This window comes from Gordonia liuliyuniae, assembly GCF_021738805.1.
In the GTDB taxonomy this organism is placed as follows: domain Bacteria; phylum Actinomycetota; class Actinomycetes; order Mycobacteriales; family Mycobacteriaceae; genus Gordonia; species Gordonia liuliyuniae.
Genome location: NZ_JAKKOR010000001.1, coordinates 56,429 through 77,554 on the forward strand (window position 1 = coordinate 56,429; position 21,126 = coordinate 77,554).

14 protein-coding genes are annotated in these 21,126 nt (G+C 68.8%); 5 read left to right on the forward strand and 9 right to left on the reverse strand.

The features are described from left to right. Nucleotides 1–16 precede the first annotated feature (16 nt). The 3 genes from L5G33_RS00270 (at nt 17) to L5G33_RS00280 (ending at nt 2,544) form a co-directional block, all read left to right on the forward strand. The gene (locus tag L5G33_RS00270) at nt 17–265 is read left to right on the forward strand and encodes an acyl carrier protein (protein ID WP_236996139.1); all 249 of its coding nucleotides are present in this window, start codon (nt 17–19) and stop codon (nt 263–265) included. After that, nucleotides 262–1,521, forward strand: a complete 1,260-nt coding sequence (locus L5G33_RS00275) for a wax ester/triacylglycerol synthase domain-containing protein (RefSeq protein WP_236996140.1) — start codon at nt 262–264, stop codon at nt 1,519–1,521. The genes L5G33_RS00270 and L5G33_RS00275 overlap by 4 nt, the downstream gene beginning before the upstream one ends. Nucleotides 1,522–1,605: 84 nt before the next feature. Continuing rightward, nucleotides 1,606–2,544 (forward strand): carbohydrate kinase family protein, encoded by a 939-nt coding sequence (locus tag L5G33_RS00280; RefSeq protein ID WP_236996141.1) that lies wholly within the window; start codon nt 1,606–1,608, stop codon nt 2,542–2,544. A 26-nt stretch (nt 2,545–2,570) separates the two neighbouring features. On the opposite strand, the gene L5G33_RS00285 is transcribed toward L5G33_RS00280, so the two are convergent. The 8 genes from L5G33_RS00285 to L5G33_RS00320 form a co-directional block, all read right to left on the reverse strand. After that, the gene (locus L5G33_RS00285) at nt 2,571–3,974 is read right to left on the reverse strand and encodes a condensation domain-containing protein (protein WP_236996142.1); all 1,404 of its coding nucleotides are present in this window, start codon (nt 3,972–3,974) and stop codon (nt 2,571–2,573) included. Then, entirely contained in the window at nt 3,971–6,244 is a 2,274-nt protein-coding gene (locus L5G33_RS00290) for a penicillin acylase family protein (RefSeq protein ID WP_236996143.1), read from the reverse strand. Before L5G33_RS00290 ends, L5G33_RS00285 begins: the two co-directional genes overlap by 4 nt. Before the next feature lie 79 nt (nt 6,245–6,323). Then, nucleotides 6,324–7,751 (reverse strand): condensation domain-containing protein, encoded by a 1,428-nt coding sequence (locus tag L5G33_RS00295; protein ID WP_236996144.1) that lies wholly within the window; start codon nt 7,749–7,751, stop codon nt 6,324–6,326. After that, complete coding sequence (locus tag L5G33_RS00300; protein WP_236996145.1) at nt 7,751–11,212, reverse strand: non-ribosomal peptide synthetase; 3,462 nt, start codon at nt 11,210–11,212, stop codon at nt 7,751–7,753. Before L5G33_RS00300 ends, L5G33_RS00295 begins: the two co-directional genes overlap by 1 nt. 98 nt (nt 11,213–11,310) lie before the next feature. Next, a complete protein-coding gene (locus L5G33_RS00305) occupies nt 11,311–12,639 on the reverse strand; it encodes a lysine N(6)-hydroxylase/L-ornithine N(5)-oxygenase family protein (protein ID WP_236996146.1) in 1,329 nt (442 codons plus the stop codon). Beyond that, on the reverse strand, nt 12,632–14,152 hold the full coding sequence (locus tag L5G33_RS00310) for a pyridoxal phosphate-dependent decarboxylase family protein (RefSeq protein ID WP_236996147.1): 1,521 nt from the start codon (nt 14,150–14,152) through the stop codon (nt 12,632–12,634). Before L5G33_RS00310 ends, L5G33_RS00305 begins: the two co-directional genes overlap by 8 nt. Then, the gene (locus L5G33_RS00315; RefSeq protein WP_236996148.1) at nt 14,145–15,962 is read right to left on the reverse strand and encodes an IucA/IucC family protein; all 1,818 of its coding nucleotides are present in this window, start codon (nt 15,960–15,962) and stop codon (nt 14,145–14,147) included. Before L5G33_RS00315 ends, L5G33_RS00310 begins: the two co-directional genes overlap by 8 nt. Next, a complete protein-coding gene (locus L5G33_RS00320; RefSeq protein ID WP_236996149.1) occupies nt 15,959–16,564 on the reverse strand; it encodes a GNAT family N-acetyltransferase in 606 nt (201 codons plus the stop codon). Before L5G33_RS00320 ends, L5G33_RS00315 begins: the two co-directional genes overlap by 4 nt. A gap of 199 nt (nt 16,565–16,763) precedes the next feature. On the opposite strand from L5G33_RS00320, the gene L5G33_RS00325 reads away from it, so the two are divergent. Next, nucleotides 16,764–18,620, forward strand: a complete 1,857-nt coding sequence (locus L5G33_RS00325; protein ID WP_236996150.1) for an ABC transporter ATP-binding protein — start codon at nt 16,764–16,766, stop codon at nt 18,618–18,620. Continuing rightward, nucleotides 18,617–20,371, forward strand: a complete 1,755-nt coding sequence (locus L5G33_RS00330) for an ABC transporter ATP-binding protein (RefSeq protein ID WP_236996151.1) — start codon at nt 18,617–18,619, stop codon at nt 20,369–20,371. The genes L5G33_RS00325 and L5G33_RS00330 overlap by 4 nt, the downstream gene beginning before the upstream one ends. Here the strand turns inward: L5G33_RS00330 and L5G33_RS00335 are convergent. Then, nucleotides 20,346–21,044, reverse strand: coding sequence for a siderophore-interacting protein (locus L5G33_RS00335; RefSeq protein WP_236996152.1), 699 nt, complete (start codon nt 21,042–21,044; stop codon nt 20,346–20,348). The two genes, L5G33_RS00330 and L5G33_RS00335, sit on opposite strands and share 26 nt — an antisense overlap. Nucleotides 21,045–21,126: the final 82 nt, after the last annotated feature.

Genomic DNA, 21,126 nt, shown 5'->3' on the forward strand with positions numbered 1-21,126 from the left:
CCAGAAGGAGTAGTCAATGTCTGACCGGGTACGGGAGTCGCTGAAGGAGATCCTCGACGAGGATCTCGACCTGTCGCTCGACGGTGTCACCGAGGAGTCGTCGCTGATCGACGATCTCGGCATGGATTCGGTGGCGTTCGCCATCGGTGTCGTCGCGATCGAGGAGAAGCTCGGCGTGAAGCTCGCCGAGCGCGAGATCTACGACGCCAAGACCGTCGGCGACCTCGAAGAAGCGATCCGCGCCAAGTTGGGCGTCACGCAGTGACTGCTGCCGCCGAACCGTCTGTCGCCGAATTCGGTCCTTCAGACTTCACCTATCTGCATTCGGACGGCCCGGGCGCACCCGCCCACTGGGGAATGCTGCTGACCCTGGCCGGCGGCGAACCGTTGACGCTCGACGCCGTGCGTCAGCGGGTGGCCGACCGTGTCGGACGGTACGAACTGTTCCACGTCGGTGTGCGGGGCGGACGCGACGAGGCCCCCGAGATCGTGGTCGCCGACGTCGTCGACGTACCCGCTCACGTCACCGAGGTGCACTTCGACGGGGACGTGGCGGTGCCGGTGGCCACTCTCCTCGAACAGCCGTTGCCGCAGCCGCGACCGTACTGGCACCTGACCCTGTTGACCTCGCCGGACACGCAGCACGTCCTGCTCAAGGTCCACCACAGTCTGTCGGACGGTATCGCCGGTGCGGCGTTCTCGGCGCTGCTCGCCGACGGGTCGGACGACGACCTGGCGAGTTTCGACCGCTTCGCCACCAGCCCTCGGTTCCGAGTCGGCGATCCCGACGAGGACGTGCTGGCGACGGCTCGGGCGGCGTTCGAGAAGCAGTGGATGGACGGTGCGGAAGGCCGCGCGTGGCCGACGCTCACCGGGCACGGGCGCCGCGAGACCGCGGTGTTCTCGGCGTCGACCCGTGCCCTTCGACGGGCCGCCCGCGCGCACGACGCGTCGGTCCACGAGTTCCTCATCGCGGCGATCGGGCGCGCCGTAAGCATCGCGCCGCCTGCCTCTGACGGTCCGCAGTCGTCGAACATCCGGGTCACGTTGCCCGTGACCCTCGACCCGGCGTTTCGGCACACCGGCAACGCCGTCGCAGTGTCCCTGCTCAACCTGCCGGGCGACGACGCCGACCTCGCCAGTCAGATCGCGCATGCCCGTTCGGAGTTGGCCCTCATTGACGAGGGACGGTTAGGCCTCGCGTTGGCCGCTGTCGACGGCGCTCCGCCGATCGAGTGGTCGGACATGCGCACGATCGTCGCCGAGTCCATGAAGCGGATGAGCCCAGACATCCACATCGGCATCAACCCTGGGTTCACTCGCGTGCACGCGGTGCTGGGGCGCGACATCGCCGAATTGACCGCGCTGTCGCCGTTGATCGGCTACTCGTTCTCGGTGACCGGCCTGATCCTCGGGACCCGGACGACGCTGGGCATCGTCGCCGACCCCGACGCCCTGCCGGGGTACCCCGCACGTTTCGTCGAGGTGCTGACCGAAGTGATCGCGTCCGCCTCTGCATGAGGCTGCACGTCGCGTCCCGTCGGCCGGATGCTGCGGCCCCGAACCCCGCGACGTGAGACGGTGGAGTCCGGAGGTGGTCGAGACATGATTGTGGTCGGTGGCGAAGCGCTGGTGGACCTGGTCCCAGTGATGGCAGACGACGGGGCGCCCGCGTTGCGGCCCGCGTTGGGCGGCGGTCCGTTCAACGCGGCGATCGCGGCGGCGCGACTCGGGGCCCGGACCGGTTTCCTGTCACGGATATCGACCGACGGTTTCGGTGACTCGCTGGTGGCGCGACTACGTGCCGAGGGCGTCGACCTCGGGCTCCTGCAACGCGGAGACGAACTGACGACCCTCGCGGTCGCGGACACCTCGGACCCGGGCGCGGTCCAGTACGGGTTCTACGTCGACGGCACCGCCGACCGGCTCATCACCGATCCAGGTGCGCTCCCCGACGAGGTGCGCGCCGTCGTGTTCGGCACGGTGTCGATGGTGCTCGAACCCGGGGCCTCCGTGTACGACGCGGTGCTCGCGCGCGAAGCAGCCGCCGGACGCGTCACGGTGGTCGATCCCAACATCCGAGCCGCCCTCGTCGACGACCCCGCCGCGTACCGCGCCAGGTTCGCCGAACGCCTGGCGCACACCACGATCGTGAAAGCCTCGATCGACGACATCGCCTGGCTCACCGATCGTCCCGAGGCTTCGACCTTCGACGACGTCGCGCCGACTCTGCTCGCGTGGGTGGACGCCGGGGTCGAAGCCGTCGTCGTGACGCTCGGCGGTGACGGTATCGCGGCGATCACGCCTGCCGGTGTGGTGCGCGTGCCCGGGGTGGCGGCGGAGGTCGTCGACACCATCGGCGCGGGCGACACCGTCGTCGGCGCCGTCGTCGCGCGACTCGATCTCGAACACGACCTGACTGTCGCCGGGATCGCGTCGATGTCCGCCGATGCGTGGGCCGACGTCCTCGGTTTCGCGGCGAAAGCAGCTGCGGTCACCGTCTCGCGTCCCGGCGCGGACCCGCCGCGAGCCGCCCAGATGTGAACTGGGCCGCGTTTACTGCGCGGCCGTCAGCCGACGAACTGTGCGAGAGGGACGTCGGCGGAGTCGGGGAGTCGTGAGGTCAGTGTGTCCACCACGTCGGCGACCTGCTCGGCGTAGGCGCCGTCGAGGACGTCGGTCCGGTACTCGAGTTCCAGATGCACCGCGTCGTGCTCGTCGAACTCGAACGAGATGCTCAGCGGATAGTGGACGACGTCCTTGAAGACCGTCTCACACGTGACACGAGCATCGTCGGGGACCGGGACGCCGCGCAACGGAGCGTTCTTGACCAGCGTCATGATCTCGGCGACGGGGAATCGTCCACCGGACCCACGCAGGGCCGTCAGGATCGTGCCGTAGTCGACCGATGAATGCTCCATCGACTCGAACACCGTCGCGACGGCGGACCGGACCGCGTCGCCGACCGTCGCGGCCGGGTCGAACGTGAACCGCATCGGCACGATGTTGCCGCTGTAGCCGACGCGGTCGACGGTCTCGGCTGGTGCGCGATTGTCGGCGGGCACCAGGATCACGAAGTCGGTCGTGCCGGTCACCGCGTAGACGGTGAGCGCCGACACCGCGACGAACAGTGAGTTCGGTGTCGCGTCGACTGTGCGGGCGAACCCGATCAGACGTGCGACCACCTCGTCGGGCAGCCGGCGGTGCAGGAGCGCGCCGCGGCCCTCACCCATCACCGACACCCAACTCTCCTCCGGAGTGGTCGACGGCAGTTCCCCCGACAGCGGATAGCGGACCCCGTCGGCGGCCCACGTGGACTGGGCATGGCGTACTGCGGCATCGGCGTGGACGCCGGTGCGTGTCGACGGGTCGACGGCGGTGCCGCCGCCCGACCACGAGGCGGCCCTTCCGGACACGAGAGCGGTCAGTACCGGCGGCAGGATCGTCTCGTCGCCGCCGATGTGGTGGATCACCAGGATCACCGAGACCGTGCCGTCGTCGAGCGCCCGCACCCGGACCCGCCACGGTTGTTCGCGCGTCAACTCGAACGGCGCCTGTGCGACGACCCGCGCGGAGGCGCCGACGTCGGCGGCGATGTCACCGAACTCCCATACCCGTCCGGGCACCGTCCACCGGCCAACGCGTGGCGCAGGGCGACGGCGCGGTCCGTCGTCGGTCACGTCGATCACCGATCCGACGACCGCGGACGAGGCGATGAGCTTCGCCATCGACTCGACGAGTCGCTCGAGCGTGTACGGCGCACCGAACGTCAGATGCACCGCGAAGTTGTGCGAGTCGGACGTCGGGTCGATCTCGTAGATCTTCCACATCCGGCGTTCGGCGATACCGAGCGTACCGTCGGCAGCCGCCGGCTCCGACGGTGCAGACGCGGTGTCTTCGACCGGTGCGTCGATGCCTGCCGCGGCCAACCGTCGACGCATCAGTTCGCGTTGGGTGTCGTTCAGAATGCTCACGAGATCTCCTCTGCTGCAGCGGTACGGGCGAGGACATCCCAATCGGAGACCACCCCGATGAGGTCGCCGCGCGCCCACACCCGTGTCTGGTCTTGAAAATGGTCGGACGACGGGTCGCCGCTCACGCCGAGCGGGACGATCCATCGGCTGGCGTCCCGGTCGGCGACGTCCCACACGTACCGGGCAACCGAGCCGAGACGGCACACGTGGGAGAAGCCGACGGCGCTCGCGTTCGCGAGCACGCATTCGGCGTCGCCGCCGAGCGGCACCTGCTCGGGCCGCATCAACGCGGACAATTCCGGATACGACGCGGTGACGCCTGCGAAGTCCATGCCGTGAAACGGGGCGAGCACGTGGACGTCGCCCCACGCGGTCGCGGTGCCCCCAGTGTCGCCCCCGGTGTCGACCGCTAGCTCTTCGAGAACTCGCACGGCGATGGCCTGCACATCCACACCGATTCGTGGTGCTCCCGCGATTGCCGCGTCGAGGCCTGCGGCGATTCGTGTCCCGGCCACGAAGTAGGGGGTCATCCACAGCGGAAAACCGTTCGGCTCGCCGAGCGGGGCCAGCGCGTCGTCGGCGGTGATCGCGGTGACGAACCTGCTGCGGAACTCGGCGAACAGATACGCGTCGACGCTGTCGGGGTGCATCGCACCGTCCCACGAGGCCAGACGCGACTGAAGTCTGGACGCGTCGTCGCTCAGATCGCGCAGTCCGGACACCAGGCCGATGAGCCCGCGGACGTGCCCGTTCGCGACGTCGCGGTGGATGTCGGCGCAGCCGTCCACCGACACCGGAACATCGTCGGAGAGCAGGGCGTCGATTCGCTTCGCGCGCGCGTCCGGAGCGCACTCGGTGGTGATCGGTTGCATCGGCGGGCATTCGGCGATCCGCTGGTTCGCGATCACGGCGTGGGTCGGCACGTCGGCGTCGTAGCCGCTCAGCGACGTCGCGGCGTACCCCTGCCAGGTGTACCGCTCGTCCCACCCGGGCACCGGCAGCCAGTAGTTCTCGTCGGCGCGGACCGGGTACCGGCCGACCGTGTGGTGGCGCAGGCCGCCGGACGAGTCGCCGATGACGATCCGGTTGGGTGGCTCCACCCAGTTCGTCAACGCCTGTTCGACGTCGTCGATCGACGACGCGAACAAGAGATCGAGGACCGCGTCGAACGTCGACGCCGCGTCGGAGAGCATCGGCGTCCGCAGGCTCATCGCCCACCGGTCGTCCGCGCCGCCGACGATCACCGAACCGTTGGCGGTCGCGATGATCTCCACATCGACTGGGTCGCCGCCGCGCACTCGGACTTGTTCGATCCACACCTCGCACGGTGCGTCGCCGTCGGAGGTAGCCGCGACGATCGACTCGCCGACTCGTCGCAGCTTCTCGACATAGACGTCTTGGTAGTCGGCCATCGCATTGGTGATGCCCCACGCCACCGACGACGCGTGTGCGAAGTGGGGGAGGCCGGGGACGCCCGCGAACGAGAGTCCGACGACGTCGAACTCGTCACACGCCAGGTGATACTGCTGGTAGACGCCGGGGATCTCGATGAACCGGTGTGGGTCGCCCGCGATCAACGGTGCGCCGGTGTCGGTGCCCGCCGCGGCGACCCCCCACGCGTTGCTGCCGGAGATCGCGTCACCGAGCGCAGGCACGTCGGGCTCGGGCACGTCGGGGTCGGGCACATCGTCGTCTGGGTCGGGCGCGGTCAGCGGGATGTGGCGAAGCAGCTCGTCCATGAACTCCGCGGACGGCATCGCGGGGACACGGTCGTGCGAGGGTTCGCCTGCCTCGGTGTTGAGCAACGCCAGCGCGTCGGCGCCGAGCACCCGCCGTGCGTGCAGCCGCCACAGCTTGGTCGCGAACCGACCGAACATCAGATGCTGGACGATGAAGATCGCGATCGGCGTCCACGGACTCCACGCGGTCGGCTCGTGATCGAACTCGGTCAGCTCGACGGCGTACGCGTCGGCGTGCGACCGGTTGACGCCGTCGGCGTACGCCCGCAACAGCGTCCGCGTGCGGTCGGACGACGCGTCGTGGATCCGTCGGGCCGCCCGATCGATCTGGGCCCGCCGGGCGAACTCGTCCCAGCCGACGCCGGCCGGCCCGAACACCTCCGCTGTCCGACCCTCGGCGCGCAGACGCAGGAACTCGACCTGCCATGCGCGGTCGACACCTGTGGTGTACCCCTGGGTGAAGATCGCCTCCCGGGCGGACGCGGCGCGGATGTGGGGAATGCCGTGGGCGTCACGGAGGACAGTGCTCATGCTGGAACGGTCTTTCGTCGGACTGGTGGAGGTGTCGGGTAGTGGAGCGTGGCGGGGCCGAGATGTTCGCGGGCCGATGTCAGTGGGCAGTGACCGTCGCTGCGGCAGACGGCGTCGAGACCGCCGCCGTGCCGAGCACGTCGTCGATCAGGCCGTGCAGCCGGTCGATGGTGGACGCGTCAAACAGGTCGACCTGATAGCCGATCTGCACCTCGGTGCGATCGGGGTGCATGAACGCCTCGACAGTCAACGGCAGGGCGACGCGCCCCTTGTCGGCGAGCTCCCACGTCATCGTCGTGTCGGGGATATGTATGCCGTCGATCTTCTGGTCGAGGAACAGCACCAGCGAGTCGAAGGGGTACGCGTTCTCGTCACCGGTGACCTGGCGCGCGATCTCGATGATCTCGTCGAACGGGAACGTTCGATGCTCGAACGCCGCATCGGTCACCGCGCGCACCCGCCGCACGAGATCGCCGAACGTGTCGTCGGCTCGGCCACGGATGCGCAGGGCGATCGAATTGCTGAAGTTGCCGATCAAGGCTTGGGCGCCGTGCTCCTCGCGGTTCGCGACGGTGCTGCCGATCAGCAGATCGTCGCGCCCCGACATCTGGCGCAGCGCCAGGTAGTAGGCGGCGAGGAACACCGAGAACGGCGGCATCCGAAGTTCTGCGGCCAACGCGCGCAAGCCCTTCTCCGCGGCCGGGCTCAGTGTTCGGTCCGCGCGGGCGCTCACCTCTGACGGATTCTCCGGCCGCCGGTCGTAGGGGAGCGACGCGGTCGCGGCGTCGCCGCGGAACTGGTCCTCCCAGAATGCGACGTCCGTCGAATGGTCGGTGTCGTCGAAGCGGTCGCGTTCCCAGTCGGCGAAGTCGGCGATCTGCGGCGACAACGCGTCCACCGTCAACTCCTGGTCCGGAGCCTCGCGAGCTGCCGTGTAGAAGCGCGCGACGTCGCGTGCCATCGCGGGCAACGTCATACCGTCCCAGACGATGTGCTGCATCGCGATCACCACCGCCAGCCGCTTCTGTCCGTCGGCGGGCGGCAGCGTCACGAACGTCAACCGAATAGACGACTCGGTCGCCAGATCGAATACCTCGGTCGCGGCGTCCTCGACGAGACGTCGAAGACGCTCGTCCGGGTCGGCCGCGTCGCCGAGGTCGACGGTCACCACCGGCGGAGGGAAACTGGCGTGGATCCGCTGAAACGGTTCGCCGCCGTCCTCACCGGGGTGATAGGTCGTCCGCAGGACCTCGTGCCGCTGCACTACCGCGAGCAGCGCGCGTCCGAGCGCGTCGGCGTCGACATCACCGGTATAGGTAAAGGTGAGGCAGATGTTGTTCGCGGTGCTGTCGGGGACCCGCTGCTGATGGGCCCACACCAGACGCTGGCTGAACGACAGCCGCGCCCGCTCGGGGTCGCGTCGCGTCGGGACACCCGATTCGACGGTGATCCCGGCATCAGACAGTCGGGCGGCCATCGCCGCCTGCAACTCGTCGAGAGTCGGCATCAGTTCGACGCTCCGACCAGATCGCCCGCGGGCGCCTCGACGCCCGCCACCTCCAGGAAGATCTCGGCGACCTGGGCGAGCTGGCCGGGGACCGGCTCGCGGTCGGCCAGGAGCGCGGCGAACCCGCGAACGGTCCGCGCCTTGAAGACCGCAGTGATCCCGACGCCTTCCACGGCGAGCAGGCTGCGCACGTTCGCGACGAATGTCGTCGCCAGGATCGAGTTGGCGCCCGCGTCGAAGAAGTCGGTGCTCACTCCGAGGCGATCGACGCCCAGCACCTGCTCGGCGATGTATGCGACGGCTGCCTCGACGGCGTTGCAGGGCGCGACGTATTCGCCCGGCGTGGTGCCTGCGACGGCCCGCTGCAGGGTGCCGCGGATCGACGCCCGATCGACCTTGCCGTTGGCGGTCAGCGGGACCTCGTCGACGGCGAGGACGATCTCGGGGACCATGTAGTCGGGCAGCAGCCCGCTCAGCGATTCGGTCACCACGTCCGGGTCGGGCGCGGCGCCACCGTGTTCGCCGGTCGCCGCGAGACTGAGCCGTCCGCCGATCAGCGCGGCGACCGCGTCACCGACGCCGTCGACGCTGCGTGCGGCCGACTCGACCTCGCCGAGTTCCACGCGGTAGCCGCGGATCTTGACCTGATGGTCGGCGCGCCCGAGGAACTCGATGGTCCCGTCGGGACGGTAGCGGGCCAGGTCGCCCGTCCGGTACCAGCGGATCCCGTCGACGGTGACGAACCGGTCGGCACTGCGTTCGGGGTCCCCGCGGTAGCCGTCGGCGACACCGGCGCCACCGATCCAGAGTTCGCCGGTCACCCAGTCGGGGGCATCCTCGCCGCGCTCGTTGACGACTCGGCACGCCGAGCCCGCCATCGGGCGGCCGTACGGGACGGTGTCCCAGTCGGCTGGGAACTCGTCGGTCACTTCGAACACCGTCGAGTGGATGGCCGTCTCGGTGGTACCACCGAGGCCGGCGAAGCGCAGTCCCGGGACGGCGGCGCGCGCACGACGCCCCAGTTCGGCGTCGACGCGGTCGCCGCCGGTGATCACCGTGCGCAGGCTCGCCAGCTGGTCGTTCGACGCGGTGTCGAGCAGCATGCCGATCAGGCCGGGCGCCGCGTTGAGGACGGTGACGCGATGCGCCGCGATCTGCGCCGCCCACGCTTGTGCGTCGCGGGTCCGCCCGGCGTCGATGCAGACGAGGGCTCCACCGAGCGACAGCGGGCTGAACACGTCGAACACCGACAGGTCGAACTCAAGGGCAGACAGACCGATGGTGCGGTCGTCGGCGCGGAGACCGAACTCGTGGGCGATCGCGTCGAGTGTGTTCGCCGCGGCCCGATGGCTCACCTCCACACCCTTCGGCTCGCCCGTCGACCCGGAGGTGAACAGCACGTACGCGAGACCTGCCGGGTCGCCAGCACGAACGTCGTCGATCGGGTCCGCGGCGAGCGCGGTGGCGAACGAGATGGGCTTCGGCTCGCTCGGAGAGGCGTCCGTTTCGTCACCGATGACGACGGCCTTCACGTCGCCGCGCGCGAGGATCCGATCGCGGCGTGCCGCGGGCTGGTCGACTCCGATTGGGAGGTAGGCGGCCCCGGCGGCGAGGACGCCGAGCACCGAGATCACCTGGGCGTGTCCCTTCGGCACGATCACCGCGACGGTGTCGCCTCCGACCACGCCGTCTGAGGCGAGTGCACCGGCGATCGCGCGGGCCTGCGCGGCGACATCGCCGTAGGAGAGTTCGCGGCCGTCCGCGGTCACCAGCGCGACGCGCTCGGGTTCGCGGGCGGCCACGTCGAAGAACGCGCCGTGCAGAGTGCGCGGTTCGCTGACTGCCGCGGTCGAGGTGACCGTGTCCCGGACGTCGCGTTGTGCGCTCGGGAGCGCGATCGACAGCGTGTCGTTCCAGTCGGCGTCCTCGGCGACGAGGCCGGTCAGGATCGCGCGAAACTCGGCGAACATCGCGTCCATCACGCCGTCGGGCAGTGCGTCGCGGCGCACGTCCCAGTTGACGAGCAGACCGCCGTCGAGCTCGACGACCTGTGCGTCCAGGTCGACCTGCGGGCCCTGGGAGAGGATCCACACCGGCTCGCCGAACAGGGTGCGGACGCGGTCGGAGAACAGTTCGCCGAAGCCCAGACCGGACGTGAACACCAGCGACGGCGTAACGGGCGCTCCGCGGAGGCGACCCAGGTCACGGAGGACGTCGAGGCCCTCGTACGCGGCGTGGCCCGCGCAGTCGTGCAGTTCGCGCTGCAGCCTGCGGCCGCGGTCGATCATCGACTCGGTGTGGGAGGCGTCCGCGTCGATCAGCACCGAGTTCGTGAAGTCGCCGACCACCTGGTCGATATTGGCGTGTGTCGGTTCCCGGTTGAACAACGGGACGTTCAGTAGGAAACGCTGGTGGGTCGACCAGCGGGCGATGACCTCGGAGAACACTGCCGCGAACGTGACGGCGGGTGTAATGCCGTTGTCGTAGGCCACCGCGTACAGGCGGTCCTTCTCCTGCGCGTTCAACTGGTGGTGGTAGCGGACACTGCGATCGGGTTCGGCACGGCGGTCCTCCGGGATCGTCGGGAGCGTCGGAGTGTCCGGCAGCGTCGGCTCCTTGGCGGCCCACCACTCACGGGCGCCCTCGTACTCGTCGGCCGAGATGTGGTCGCCGCGGGCGGCGAGGTATTCGCGGAACGTGTAATCCGTCGACGGCAGGGCGGCGTCGGTCTCGTATGCGGTCGCGAGATCGTCGAGGACCCGGCGATAGCTCATCGCGTCGGCGGCAAGCATGTCGACGTCCAGGTGCAGCCGGTGACGGCCCTCCGGCAGCAGCGTCAAGACGAACTCGACCACACTGCCCGCCGCGGTGTCCAACAGCTGATGGCTCATCCGGTCGCGGGTGCGCTCGGTCTGCGCGTCCACGTCCACGCCGTCGCGCAGGTCGACGACGCTGAACACCGGGGTCGGCGGAGCGTCGAGGATCCGCTGCTTACCGGTGTCGCCGAACGCGGCCCGGAGCATCTCGTGACGGTCGACGACGTGTCCGACTGCGCGCTCGAGCCGAGCGGCGTCGACGCCCTCCCCGTCGAACTCGGCGAACAGGTGGGCGGCGACACCACCGAGCGCCTGACCGTCCTGCCGCCCCACCCAGTACGCGTGCTGCATGGTGGCCAGCGAGAACTCCGGGTCGTCGTCCTGCGTCGCGGGCACCGGAGCGGGTGCGGGTTCGGGGGTCACCGTGTGGGCGCCCAACAGCGCCGCCCACGCCTCGATCGTCGGATTCTCGGCGAGCTGCGAACTGCGCACCCGGTGCCCGGCGCGACGCCACGTGCTCGTCAGCTTGATCACGAGCAGCGAATGCATGCCGTGACGGACCAGGTCGTCGGTGTCGCTGATCGTCTCGGGATCTACGTCCAGCAGCGATGCGACGTCGGCGCGGATCTGTTCGAGGGAAATCACGTCAACTCCTTGTGAGTCTTCAGGTGGTCTGTGAGTCTTCTGCAGGTGGTCTGTGTGTCGGTCGAGCGGGTCCGGCCCCGCTCACGCGGCGGAAGCCGTCAGGTCTGGGCGGCGGCGAAACTCGTGAACGCCGTCTTCTGGGGCAGCCGGTACACCTCGCGGCGGGCGACGGTGTTGAGGATGCGAGCGTTGCGGACGGCGCCGATATCCAGATTCGGTGCGGAGACGCCGTGGGCGTGCATCTCGGCGTTCACGACGAACACGCGGTCACCGAGGGGGCCGTCGGCGACGACCGAATGGTTCGCCGCGATCTCCCGGCGCCCCTGCGAATCACGGTGCAGCCGGGATTCGATCGGTGCCAGAAACGGTTGTGCCCGTTCGCGGTAGCCGGTGGCCGTGACGACGAGGTCGGCGTCGTGGGCGAGCGTGTCGCCGGAGTCGAGGTGCCGGCCGCGGACCGTGAAGCGTCCGCCGCCGCTGTCGAGTCCTTCGACCACGACACCGTTGCGGAGTTCGACCGGAGCGAGCCCGTCGTGCAATTGACGCCGATACAGCAGGTCGTGGATCCGGTCGAGGGTGTCGGTGGAGATGCCCTTGTGGAACTGCCAGTGGCCGTCGCGCACGCGATCGCGCGTCGCCTCGGGCAGGGAGTGGAAGTAGTCCATGTACGCGGGCGTCGTCATCTCCAACGACAGTTTGGTGAAGTCGAGCGGCGCGAACCATGGCGTGCGAGTCCACCACGTGACCGCGGGCCCTCCGTCGAGGTTCGCTTCGAGCAGGTCGACGACGATCTCGGCGCCGGACTGGCCGGACCCGATCACGGTCACCGCGTCCGCGGCGTGCGCGTCGTCTCGCCGGTACAGGTACTCGCTGCTGTGCAGCACGCCCGCCGCATCCGAGTCCATCGCAGCGGGGACCGACGGCTCGGTTCCGACGCCGACGACGACGTGGCCGGCGTGGATCACCGACTGTGCCCCGCCCGAGGTGACGAGCACGTCGAAACGGTGCGCGTCGTCGTCCCAGCGGACTTCGTCCACCGTGGTGCCGAACCGGAGCGAGTCGAGCTTGCCGACGACCCACAACAGGTATGCCTCGTACTCCCGGCGGGTCGGGAAGAACTGTTCGCGCACGAGGAACGGGTACAGCCGGTCGACGTCGGCGAGGTACGCCAGGAACGACATCGGATGTGTCGGGTCGACGAGGGTCACCAGGTCGGACAGGAAGCTGACCTGCAGGGTGGCCTCCTCGAACAGGAGACCGGGATGCCAGCGGAACTCGTCGACCGAATCGACGACGAGGACGTCGACGTCGTCGGCGGTGGCGGCCATCGCGGCCAGACCGAGGTTGAACGGGCCGCAGCCGATGGCCAACACGTCGACGGCTAGAACATCGACGGGCAGAACATCGACGGGGGTGGGGTCACTCATGCGCGCGCACCTTCTCTGTGGTCGCGTACCCGGGCCCGTCGATCGTGCTCTCCGACTCCACTTCGAGAGCGTGGCGCAGGAGCTCGTCGAAGAGCTCGTCGATGTCCGTCCCGGTGGCCGTCGGGTTGAGCAGGGTGAGTTTGAGGCACGTCGACGGCTCGGCGTCACCGGCGATCTGCACACGGGTCCGACCGATCAACGCGGTCCCCGAGCTGATCAGGCGACGCCGGAGTTCGGCGTTCACCGCGTCGAGGTCCTGGCAGCGGTACCGGAACACGACAGTCGTCAAGGTGACCGACGCGACCAGTTCGAGCTGCGGTTCGGCGACGATGCGGGCTTGGGCGTGCCGGGCGACGTCGTGGCATGCCTCGAGCATCTCGCCGAGTCCCGAACGTCCGTAGGCCAGGAATGTGGTCAAGACCTTCAGGACGTCGGGTCGGCGCGTGGTCTGGAGGGTGTGGCCGAGGAGACCGCCGAAGCCGGCCTCCTCGTCGTCCTCCGGGTTGAGGTACGCGACGTTCCGGTTGAGGGCCGCGAAGAGATTCTCGTCGCGCAGGAGCAGCAAGCTCGCCGCCGCGGGCTGCCAGCCGATCTTGTGCAGGTCGAGGGTCACCGAGTCGGCCCGGTCGATGCCGTGCACGAGGTGCGCGAGGCGGTCGGAGAACAACGACCCGAATCCGTAGGCAGCGTCGACGTGCAACCACACGTCGTGCCGCGCGGCGATGTCGGCGATCTCCGGAAGCGGGTCGACGGTCCCGAAGTCGGTCGTGCCAGCCGTCGCGACGATCGCGACCGGCGTCCCGTCAGTGGAGGCGAGCGCGGCGTCGAGCGCGGCGGGGATCATCCGATGGTCCTCGTCGACGTCGACGGCGACGACGGCGGCCTCACCGAGACCGAGGGTGGCGCACGCGCGGTTGATCGAGAAGTGCGCGATCCGCGAGCAGAACACCACCGGACGCGTCAGCCCGGCGACACCGTGATGCCTGGTGTCGATACGGAGTTTGGCGGCGGCGTGGTCACGGGCGATCAGCATGGCGAGAAGGTTCGAGAACGATCCGCCCGGCCCGAAGACGCCGCCCGCGGAGGGGCCGAACCCGGCGAGGCGGGCGAGCGCCGCGATCGTCCACTTCTCGATCGCAAGAGTCGCGGGGCCGGAGTCGTAGGTGTCGAGCGACGCGTTCGTGGCGCTCGCGAGCGCGTCTGCCGCGACCGACACCGTCAACGGTGGCGGTTGTAGGTGCGCGGCGGTGAGCCGGTGCGTCAGATCCAGGCCGTAGACGGCGACGAGCTCGGCGACCCTCGTCAGCGCGTCGTCCTCGCCGATGCCGTCGTCGGGGAGGCGCTGAGGACCGAGCACCGCTGCGACGGCGCCGAGCATGTCGCCCGGGGCGCCGTAGGGGAGGGGCGATCCGTGGTGGCGTCCGGCGACGGCCGTCGCCATCCGGGTCAGGGACGCACCGACGTCCGACCATCCGACGCCTGGCGTCGCGAAACGGTTGAAGTCATCAGACACGGTGAGCCCCTTGAGGATCGGCGGGTGGATCGGCGAGTGGATCGGCGATCGGGTTGGTCAGTCGGTGGTCGGCGTCGAGGATGGAGCCGTACGAGTCGCCCGCGTTCACCATCCGACGGTTGTCACCGAGCTGCAGTCCGTTCAGATGGACGGCGGGGAACGTCGGCGCGAACAGGTCCCACGCCGCGAAGCGATCGGACAGGTCGGGATGGTCGGCGACGAATGCACGCACGCTGTCGGCGACCACTGCCCAGAACCGCGCATCGTCGAGTAGCCCGTGGCGGTGCATGATCGCGGCGAGCGGCCGCAGGAAGTCGTCGAACACGTCAGAGAGGACGCCGAGGTTTCTGATGGCGTCGGGTTCGACGGTCAGCGCGCGTCGGCACGACTCGGGGAGGTCAGCGGGCTCATCGAAGATGCAGACCTCCTCGCCGATGTCCTTGAGGATTGCGCGGATCGGGACGCCGTCGCGCAGGACGAGGATCAGGTTCTCGCCGTGTGGAGAGAATTTGAGCTCGTACCGGTAGAGCAGATACGCGATCGGGTGCAGGTAGGCGCGCAGGTATCGGGCGAGCCACTCGTCGGCGGCCAGCCCGGACCGGTCGATGAACGCGCCGACCAGCGGTGCGCCGAGATGGTCGATGTGCAGCAGGGCGGCCATCGTGGCGAGCTGCTCGTCGTCGGTGACGCGGGGGACTGGGCTCTGGCGCCACAGTGCCGACAACACCTTGCGGTACTCCGAACCCGGCTCGGTGATCGCGGTGAACATCCGGTTGCGGTAGCCGACCGCCGCCACCTCGTACAGCATCTCGAAGCCGAGCACGCGCAGGTACTCGTCGTCGCCGACACGAGTGCGGACCCAGTCGTTGATGAGCGGGGTGGTGCGCATGTAGTCGGCCGACATGCCGCGAGTGAATCCCATGTTGACGATCGACAGCGCCGTCTTCACGTAGTGGCGCGTGGGGGTCGACGCGTTGAACTGGGTTCGGATCGACTGCTGCGGCTGGTATCGGTCCGGCGACGGACCGAGGATCACCAGCCGCTGCCGCGCGATATCGTCCGCGTACAGGCGCGCGGCCTTCTCCGTCCACTGCCACGGGTGCACCGGCAGATAGGTGTAGTCGTTCGGATCGAGTCCGTGGAACAGCAGGACGTCGGAGAACTTCTCGAGGGTCTCGCCACCGAGTTCGTGACGGAGCAGGTCGTCGTAGGAGACGTCGCTCATCGACGCGAAGTCGCAGTCGTCGCGGAGCGCGGCGACCCAGATGAGGTGGTAGCGACCGCCCGATTCTGGGGCGTACGCCACCACGTCGTGCGCGCTGAAGCCGAGTCGGCCCGCGTTGGCGACGAAGCACGGGTGGCCTTCGGTCATCGTGCGCTCGATGGTCTGGAAGTCGGCCGTGGCGAGGTCGGCGGCGCTGATGCGTCGGTCGTCGGACCGGTCCGCGCCGATCGCGACCGTGTGCACGAGTTCTTCGAGATATTCGGGCAGCTTCTCACGGGTGATGCCGAGTTGCTCGTGCAGATCGACGACCAGTTCGACCGAGCTCACCGGCAGGTCGCGCCCGGCGCGGGTGCGACGCACCGACGTCTCGTCGACTGCCCAGCTGTCGAGCGACAGGAGGTCGGCGGTGAACGCGTACTCGGTCCGGCGGTCATCGGAGAAGAGGATGAACTGGCCGGGGCCCGTCTCCAACGGCGCGAGAGCGCGTTCATGACAGAACTCGGCGATCACCTTGGCCGCGATCCGGCGGTCGTAGACCTCGCGCAGTGAGCGCGCGGCGATGCCGGTGTCGGGAGAAGCACTCATCGGACGGCCGCCCGTTTGCCGATGTCGACCCTCGTGCCGTTGTCGGTGACGCGGACGAAGTCCGCACGTGTGCAGTAGCTCAGGCGGCCGGTCTTGTTCCCCACCGGGTAGTCGCCCGCCACCTCGAATCCGACGGCGGCGTTGAGCGCCTGCACGTCGACGTTGCGCTCGTCCGGCTCGACGACGACGCGCGCAGTGCCGACGTCGAAGAAGGCGGTGCGCATGATGTGCAGCATCACTTCGCCGGTGAATCCGGATATCGGTCGGTCGGCCGGCGCCACCAGCAGGTGCATGCCGATATCGCCGTCGGCGTGCACGTACCCGGTGTCGGGCTCGGCGAGTTCGCTGGTCAACGGGTCGTACAGCTCGAACATGAACTCGTCACGGCCGTCGGTGCGACCGATGCGCAGACCGTAGTCGGTGCCGTCGGCTGCGCGCATCGTCTCGTCGAGAAAGGCGTGGACCTCGTCGACAGACGACGACAGCATGTCCCAGTACTTCGACTTCGGATGGGTCAGCCAGGTGTGCACGAGCGGTGCATCGCGATCGGCGTCGATCCTGGTGGACGACAGGTGCCGGATCGACACGGGAGAAGAACTCATCGGCCCCACTTCGGTAGAGGAACCGCCTCCGGGGCGTGCGTGGAATGCACGTTCGGAGCACGGTATCGGGCGATTACTTAGGTTAGGCTACATCACTTAGGTTAGGCTAACGGATGCGTCTCCCTATACGGTCAGGGGGTGCGCGGACGTCACCGGTTCGCGCGGTATCGCACACCTCGTGACCGACAGGAGACTTGAGATGGCCGAGACCGTCGAACAGGGCGACGGCTGGAATCTGACGAGCGCGTCCGGCGCGCGGATTCCCGACCAAGTCGCCCTGCGCGCCCAGGCGAAACGAGACAAGATCGCGGCCAAGGATCTGCTGGCCCCGGTCAGCTCGGCGATCTCACTCGCCTCGATCCTCGTCGCGATGTCGGCCGTCGCCTCGGTGGTGCCATTCATTCTCGTCGTCGAGGTCTGCAGGCAACTCCTGCGCGACGACACCGACACCGGCACCGTCACCGCTCTCGTCGTCGCCGCCTTCGTGGTGGCCGTCCTCCGCGGGTTCCTGCAGATCATCGGACTCGTCTGGACGCACCGAGTCGACGCAGGCTTCCAGCTCACGCTGCGTCGTCGTCTCGCGGCGAAGGCGAGCAGGCTGCCCCTGGGGTGGTTCAGCGCCCGGACATCCGGCGACGTCAAACGGCTGCTGTCCGACGACGTCGAAGCGCTGCACTATCTGATCGCCCACGTCCGGCTGGAGTACGTGAACGCGATGGTGACGCCACTGGTCATCCTCGTGTACCTGTTCGTCGCCGACTGGCGGCTGGCGCTCGTCACTCTGATCCCCGTGATCGGGTATGCGTTCGCACTGAAGGCCATGACCAGTCCGGAGTTCACCCGGCTGCTCGGCGGTTTCACCGCGGGCCAGCGCGCCGTCGACAGCACCGCGGTCGAGTTCGTCGACGGCATCGCCGTTATCCGCGCGTTCGGTCAGACGCGCAAGGCGTCCGCGGCGTTCTCCGCAGCCGTCGACGGTTACGCCGACGCGCTCGACGCGTGGAAGACACCGATGACACGGCTCCAGGCGATGGCCGACATGCTGTTGGCACCCGTCTTCTCGACGCTCGTCGTGACCGCCGCCGCCGTCGGCATGACCACCCTCGACTGGATCGACCCGCTCGACCTCATTCCGTTCCTGCTCGTCGGCGTCGGACTGGGGGCAGGGTTCCTCGGCTTCGCGTACGCCGGGCAGTCGCTCCGCCAAGGGGCGGCCGCCGCGCGCCGGATCACCGAGCTCGAAGCACTGCCCGAACTCGCGCAGACCGCGGCGAGCTCCGGTGTCGTCGACGTCGCCGGGGCTGTTCGCTTCCACGACGTCACGTTCGGATACCACGTCGACACTCCGGTGCTCCACGGCATCGATCTGACGCTCGAACCGGGCACCGTCACCGCACTCGTCGGCCCGAGCGGCTCCGGCAAGACGACGCTCGCGCGTCTCCTCGCGCGGTTCCACGACGTCGACGCGGGCACGATCACGATCGACGGCCGCGACATCGCGGCCATGCCGCTCGCCGACCTGTACTCGATCGTCGGATTCGTCTTCCAGGACGTGCACTTGATCGCGGGCACCGTCGCCGACAATCTCCGTCTGGCGCGACCGGACGCGAGCCCCGTCGACCTCGAGGATGCGGCGCGGCTCGCGCAGATCCACGATCGGATCGTCGAACTCCCGCGCGGCTACGACTCGGTGATCGGCTCCGACGTGAACTTCTCCGGCGGCGAGGCGCAACGCCTGTCCATCGCGCGCACGCTGCTCGCAGACAGCCGGGTCCTGGTGCTCGACGAGGCGACCGCTTTCGCCGACCCCGAGTCGGAGGCCGCTGTGCAGGACGCGCTCGCGTCGGTGATCGCCGACCGCACGGTCCTGGTGATCGCGCACCGTCTGCACACCATCACCGACGTCGACCAGATCGTGGTGCTCGACGCCGGAGCCGTCGTCGAACGCGGCGTCCACGACGCGCTGGTGGCTTCCGGCGGCCTGTACCGACGACTGTGGCAGTCCAATGAGAACGCGATGGCGACTCTCGCCGACGAGCAGGAGGTCCCCCGATGATCCGCAGAGCTTTCGAGCTGGTCCCCGCCGACCGGCAGCATCTGATTCCGTTTCACCTGGTGGCGACGCTGATCTACGGTGTCGCGCAGGCCGCGGCCTTCGTCCTGCTCATCCCGCTGCTCGAGTCGCTGTTCGACGGTGACACCGGCGCGGCCGGGGTGTGGCTCGCCGTGATGGCCGGCGTGGTCGTCGTCGCGGCGGTCGCAGGCTACTTCCAGTCACTGCTCGGATTGAAACTGGGCGTCGGCATGCTGCGCGGTGTCTCGCATCGTCTCGGCGATCATCTTGCGGCCTTGCCGCTCGGCTGGTTCTCCGGTCGCACCACCGCGTCGATCACACGCACGGTGGTGGCGGACGTCCGCGAGATCGTCGAGTTCTTCGCCCATCTGCTCGCAGTGATGGTGACCGGCGTCGTCGTCCCGATCGGCATCGGGATCGGCGTCCTGTTCATCGACTGGCGCCTCGGAGTCATCATGCTCGTCTCGCTGCCCGTCATGGCTGCGGTCGACAAGCTGGCGGGTCGCTCGTACCGGAGCGCCGACGACCGGCTGCACGCGAGTGCCGCCGAGGTGGACGCTGGTGTCCTCGAGTTCACCACCGCTCAGCCGGTCCTGCGCGCGTTCGGCGCGGTCGGCGAGCGTAACCGTGCGTTGGAGTCGGCGCTGGCCCGGCATCGTCGTGCGTCGGGCGGATTGATCGCGGCGAGCGTGCCCGGGCTGGCTGCTTTCGCGATCGTCGTGCAGATCGTGTTCGTCGCGCTCGTGTACGCGGTCGCGGTGTGGGCGACCGACGGCGACTTCGCCGCCGCGACGGCGGTCGGCTTGATCGTGGTGGCGTCGCGGTTCATCGATCCGGTGTCTGCGCTCGCGCAGGTGTCGACGTCCACGCGCCGTGCGAGCGCGGCGGTCGACCGCGTCCACGATCTGTTGGCCGCGCCCGAACTCCGTGACCCGGCGCAGAGTGCGGTGCCGGTAGACAACTCGCTCTCTTTCGACGGCGTCTCGTTCGGGTATCAGCCCGGCGTCCGGGTGGCGTGCGACGTCTCGTTCACGGTTCCGGCGGGTACGACGACGGCGATCGTCGGGCCGAGCGGATCGGGCAAGACGACATTGCTGCGGCTGGCGGCTCGGTTCTACCCGGCGGACGGGGGAGCGGTCCGGATCGGTGGCGTCGACGTCGCCGACATGTCGTTGGAGGATCTGATGGCGCAGGTGTCGCCGGTCTTCCAAGACGTCTACCTCTTCAATCAGACTATCGAGGAGAACATTCGGATCGGTCGGCCGGACGCGTCCGACGAGGACGTCCGCCGGGCTGCGCGGGTCGCCGCCGTCGACGAGATCGTCGAACGGCTGCCGCAGGGGTGGGAGACGATGGTCGGCGAGCGCGGCGCGAACCTGTCCGGTGGTGAACGCCAGCGGGTGTCGATCGCTCGAGCGCTCCTCAAGGATGCGCCGATCGTGCTGCTCGACGAGGCGACGAGTGCGTTGGATCCGCACAACGAGGCGGTGGTGGTGCACGGCCTGCGCGAGTTGACGCAGGGCAAGACGGTCGTGGTGGTGGCCCACAAGTTGTCGACGGTCGCGCACGCCGACCAGATCGTGGTGGTCGACGACGGCACAGTGGTCGACCGCGGAACGCATGCCGAGCTCGCGTCCCGGGAGGGGCGTTACGCCGACTTCGTCGCCCAGCGCGACCGTGCCCGCGGCTGGCGCCTAGCTGTACGGCCTACTTCCAGTAGGCGCGGCCCTTGATCGAGGCCTTGTCGATGCCGTGGCCGCGGAGAGACTTGGTCACCGACCGAGTGGTCATCGCATCGCAGGCGACCCACGCGAAGGCGCCGGGGGCCGGGGTGAGCTGGTCGGCGGCTTCGCGGAGGAGTTGGCCGTCGTTGACGCGCTCGACCCAGGTGACGTCGGTCGTCGGGGTCGCGCGGAGCGGGAGGCTCTGGTCGGACGGGTACTGCCATTCGATCCAGACGCGCGCGGGTACGCCGCCGATCGCGTCGAGCAGCGAATTGATCGCGGGGAGCGACGCGGTGTCGCCGAAGATCAGGTACTCGCTTGGCGTGACGGTGGGGATCTCGAACTTGGATCCCATCACGGTCGCGGCGATCTCGTCGCCGGGCTCCGCGGCGAGCGCCCACCGGGCCGCCGGGCCGTTGTGGATCGCGAACTCCACGTCGAAGGTGTCGGCGTCGGCATTCGGGTCGCACAGGGTGTAGCCGCGCTGCGCTACGTCGTCGCCGTCCGGGATCCAGAGTCGGACCCACTGGGTCGGATGAATCGGATGGTCGGCCAGCAGTCCGCCGCCGGTGAAGCCGAGGCGCACGTACTCGTCCGTGATCTTCTGCGTGGATGTCACGGTCAGGACGTAGTCGCTGCCGCCCATCGCTTTCAAGACGAGCCCGCTGAAACCTTTACCCATGAGGCCACCCTAACCTGACTTCGATCGAGATGCTAAGTTTAGGCTAGCCTCATTCCCTCATTCGGGGTCGGGCTGGGTGGCA